Origin of the sequence: Mesorhizobium sp. M7A.F.Ca.US.006.04.2.1 (assembly GCF_004022915.1) — a bacterium.
In the GTDB taxonomy this organism is placed as follows: domain Bacteria; phylum Pseudomonadota; class Alphaproteobacteria; order Rhizobiales; family Rhizobiaceae; genus Mesorhizobium; species Mesorhizobium ciceri.
In genome coordinates this window covers 1-3,914 of sequence record NZ_RZQA01000616.1, presented here as the reverse complement: position 1 = coordinate 3,914, position 3,914 = coordinate 1, and the positions used below count along the sequence as shown (strand labels likewise).

Here is a 3,914-nt window from a genome sequence, read left to right as displayed (position 1 = left end):
GCAGCCAGCGGTGCGGTTCGAATAACGCCAGCCGTGATACTGGCATTTCAGTTCGCGCCCGTCATTGATGCCGATCGACAGCCTGACGCCGCGATGCAGGCAGCGGTTCTCCCAGATGTTGACGTAACCGTCATCGGCCCGCCACACGGCGAATTCCCGGCCGAGCAACTGGCCGTGGAAAACGTGGCGAAACGGCAAATCATGGGCAGCGGCGATCGGATGCCACCGGCTTCTGGCTTCTTCCAACATCAATCGTCTCCAAAATGTCTGTCAGGCTGCAGCCGGGATGACCCCGTAGGTCACGCCCTTCTGGCTGAGCCAGCGCCGGTAGGCGATGGCCGACTTGTCAGCGCGGATCGGCGTCTCGGCGCGCGGATCGAGCGGCAGGCGCTTCGGCACCTGGTTTTCCAGGATCGGCTTGTCCTGGCCGAAGATCGTCTGCTGGAAACGCTTGATCACCTTGTCTTCATTGTCTTCGTCGAGCACGCAAAGCAGCATGTGGGCGCGCACATGCTCCTGGTCGACCGGCTGCAGGAAGACGGCGATGACATCGCGCCGGGTCTCGTCGACCGGGCTCGATTTATAGAGCACCGAGCAATAGGGATGCGGCACGCGATAGACGTAGTCGACGTCGGCGCCGCCATCGGACGCCGTCGACGCCATCGGCTGGAAGAAGCGGCAGCGCGTGGCCAGGATCTCGTCACGATCGACGGAGATCTCGACGTCGTATTCCTTGACTTCGGTATGCGGCTCGACGCCGAGTATGTCGGTATGCACATAGGGGAAGTGGCCCATGTCGAGAAAGTTCTCGATGGCGCGCGGCGCCGAGACGTTGACGCCGAACGTTGCCGCATTGAGCTTACGGCGGTCCGGCTCTTGATATTCGGGGATCGGGAACAGCTCGGCCGGCGGCGACCCGAGCGAAGTCCAGACATAGCCATAGGCGCTTATTGCAGGCAGCCTGTCGGCGGGTGGAATATGGTCAGCCCTTTGCACATCGGGACGCGAGCGCCAGACGACGGGCTCGCCATCCGCGTCCACCGCAAAGCTGAGGCGCTCCTCGAGCAGAACGGTCTCCTGGACGGCGCCGGGAGCAGCTTCCGCGATGGCGCCCACGGGATGCCAGAGATTGAGGATCACGGGATCAGCGCATTTCGTCATCATGTTATCCCTTCAAATACCCTCGGACGTCATCAGATCTGTGCCGGTATCGCACCATAGGTGACCGCCCTGTCACGCAGCCAGCGCCGATAGGAAACCGAGACGGCATCGGCGCGGATCGGGGTCTCGGCGCGCGGATCGAGCGGCAGGCGCTTGGGGACCTGGTTTTCCAGGATCGGCTTGTCCTGCGCGAAGATCAATTGCATGAAACTGCGCACCGTCGCCGCGTCCATGCCCTCCTTGAGGTAGCAGAGATAGGGATGCGCGACGCAGTTCTCCTCGTCGACCGGCTGCACGAACAGCGTGATGACATCCAGCCTCCCCTTCTGGATCGGATTGCTCTTGTAGAGCGCCACCGTATAGGGCCGGATCACCTTGTAGATGTACTCGACGACGAACCCTTCCTTCGCGGTCGGCGACGCGATGGGCTGGTAGAATTTGCATTCGGTCGCCAGCACCTCGTCCTGGGGCGTGATTTCCACCTTGTAAGGCACGACCTCGGTATGCGGCTCCTCGCCGAGCCAGCCGGTGTGGATGAAGGGGAAATGCCCCATGTCGAGAAAATTCTCGACGGCGCGAAGGCCCGACACCTTGACCGCGATCGAGCCGCCGCTGACCAGATGTCGATCCGCCTCGTTGGCCTCGGGGATGTAGATGATGTCGCGCCAGGGTTTGTCCAGACAGGTCCAGACGAAGCCATAGCGCTCGGCGCTCTTCAACACGTCGCCGGTATCGTTGCGAACGACTTCGATCTTGTCTGAATGTTTGCGAACGACGAGATCGACCCCAAGCAGACGGGTCGAAAAGGGCACATCCTGGCTGAGCGATTCCTGGTCAGCGACGATATGCCAGTCGTTCAGAAGCTCGCGGTCGACGCAACGGGTTGCCATCGGCATCCCTCCCAACTCGGCTAGCCCTTCACCACGAACCTAGCCTGACGTTTCGCAATGACGAAATCACAAGATTGGATACCAATCAATGATTTTTTGTCAGCCAAAATCATTTTTTGTGTTGACAGACTATGATGATTGAATTCCGATATGGAAAACCTGAACCTGGGATATGGCACATCCCGAAGCGTCATGTCTTCATCATGGAAAGCCTGCTGATCATGTCGTCGCAAAGGCGGAGAACCGTGCCTTGAGCAGCCGCTCCCAGACGATCGCGGACACGCTGACCCGCGCCATCATCGACCATCGGCTGGTGCCCGGCTGCAAGCTCGGCGAGCGCGAGCTTGCCGAGATATTCGATGTCAGCCGCATCGTGGTGCGTCAGGCCCTGATACGGCTCGCCGATGACGGGCTGGCGCAGATCGAGCGCAACCGCGGCGCCTTCGTCGCCAGGCCAAGCATGCAGGAGGCAATGGAGATTTACGACGCGCTGACCCTTGTCGAACAGGGGGTGGCGGCCCAGCTCAGCGATCGCCTTGGCCCCGCCGGATGGGCCGAGCTGCGCCAGCATGTCGAACGCCAGCGCCAGGCAGTCGCCGCCGGCAACGATGCGCTGGCCGACGTGCTCGGCCAGGAATTCCACACGGTGTTCGTGCGCCTTAGCCGCAACAAGGTGATGCAGGAAATCCATGCCCAGCTGGTGCGCCGCACGACGTTGCTGCGCTCGCTCATTTCAGCCGATTTCGACTATTGCAATCTGCTCGACGATCATTCGAGGGTCGTCGACCTTCTGGAAAAGGGCCGCCTGAAACAGGCCATGGACCTGATCGACACGCATCACCGCACCGTGGTGCGCGGCTACATCATGGATCGCGAGGTGTTTCCGGAGATGACGCCTGCCGAAGCGCTCGCACCCTATCTCGACGGCAAGGCCGACGGAGCGACGATATCGGCTGGATTGAGGCAGGCAAAACCATCCGGGAATGGCGACGGCGCGGCGCACGCGCACGTCCATCTCCCTAACAAAGACCGGGCATCGACAAGCCGGGCATCAACCAAAAAAACCAACAGAGGGTTACCGACATGAACGACCTGACAAGACGCGGATTCCTGAAATACAGCGGTGCGCTGGGTGCTGCGCTCGGTGCCGGAGGGCTGAGCACGGTCGCCAAGGCTCAAGAGGTGCTCAAGATCGGCGTCGTCTACGTCTCGCCGATCGCCGAAATCGGCTGGACCAAGCAGCACAGCCTTGGCGTCGAGGCGATCAAAGCCGCGTTCGGCGACAAGGCCGAACTCACCGTCATCGACAACATCTTCATGCCGCAGGATGCGGAGCGCATTTTCCGCGAGCTGGCCAGCGCCGGCAACAAACTGATCTTCGGCACCAGCTTTTCGCACGGAACGCCCATGCAGAAAGTGGCGCCGCGGTTCCCCAAGGTGGCTTTCGAACATTGCTCCGGCATCGTCCACCTTGCCAATCTGGGTACCTTTGAAGCCAAATATTACGAGGGCACTTTCGTCGCCGGCGCGGCCGGCGGCTACATGTCGAAATCGGGCAAGATTGGTTTCATCGGCGGCTTTCCGATTCCGGATATCGTCGGCCCGGCCAACGCGCTGCTGCTCGGTGCGCAAAGCGTCAATCCGAACGCCACCTGCAACGCCATCTTCCTCAATTCCTGGTTCGATCCGGGCAAGGAGAAGGAGGCCGCCAAGACGCTGCTTTCGCAAGGCTGCGATGTCATCTGCTCGATGACCGACACGGCGACGGGCGTCCAGGTCGCGGGTGAAGGCGGCGCCTGGTCGATCGGCTACGCCAGCGACATGGCCAAGTTCGCTTCGGGCAAACAGCTGACGTCCTTTGTC

At 61.3% G+C, this 3,914-nt stretch carries 5 protein-coding genes; 2 read left to right on the top strand and 3 right to left on the bottom strand.

Features of this window, described 5'->3' with window-relative positions; all coding sequences use genetic code 11:
• From EN925_RS26510 to EN925_RS26500, 3 genes are all read right to left on the bottom strand, one after another.
• Positions 1-249 (bottom strand): Rieske 2Fe-2S domain-containing protein (locus EN925_RS26510; protein WP_164894402.1); only part of this gene is annotated, 249 nt, incomplete at its 3' end.
• 21 nt (positions 250-270) lie between these two features.
• Positions 271-1,164: an aromatic ring-hydroxylating dioxygenase subunit alpha gene (locus tag EN925_RS26505; protein WP_013529897.1), complete on the bottom strand. Its 894-nt coding sequence runs from the start codon at positions 1,162-1,164 to the stop codon at positions 271-273.
• 29 nt (positions 1,165-1,193) lie between these two features.
• On the bottom strand, positions 1,194-2,051 hold the full coding sequence (locus EN925_RS26500; RefSeq protein ID WP_127369653.1) for an aromatic ring-hydroxylating dioxygenase subunit alpha: 858 nt from the start codon (positions 2,049-2,051) through the stop codon (positions 1,194-1,196).
• A 250-nt stretch (positions 2,052-2,301) separates the two neighbouring features.
• Here EN925_RS26500 and EN925_RS26495 point away from each other — a divergent pair, with 250 nt between their 5' ends.
• Complete coding sequence (locus EN925_RS26495; RefSeq protein ID WP_063173785.1) at positions 2,302-3,138, top strand: GntR family transcriptional regulator; 837 nt, start codon at positions 2,302-2,304, stop codon at positions 3,136-3,138.
• On the top strand, positions 3,135-3,914 hold a 780-nt coding region (locus EN925_RS26490), incomplete at its 3' end, for a BMP family ABC transporter substrate-binding protein (RefSeq protein ID WP_164894401.1). The genes EN925_RS26495 and EN925_RS26490, both read left to right, overlap by 4 nt.

Coding starts and splice junctions, on each gene's coding strand:
- EN925_RS26505 (WP_013529897.1), bottom strand. CDS start 1,164: ATGATGACGAAATGCGCTGATCCCGTGATCCTCAATCTCTGGCATCCC.
- EN925_RS26500 (WP_127369653.1), bottom strand. CDS start 2,051: ATGGCAACCCGTTGCGTCGACCGCGAGCTTCTGAACGACTGGCATATC.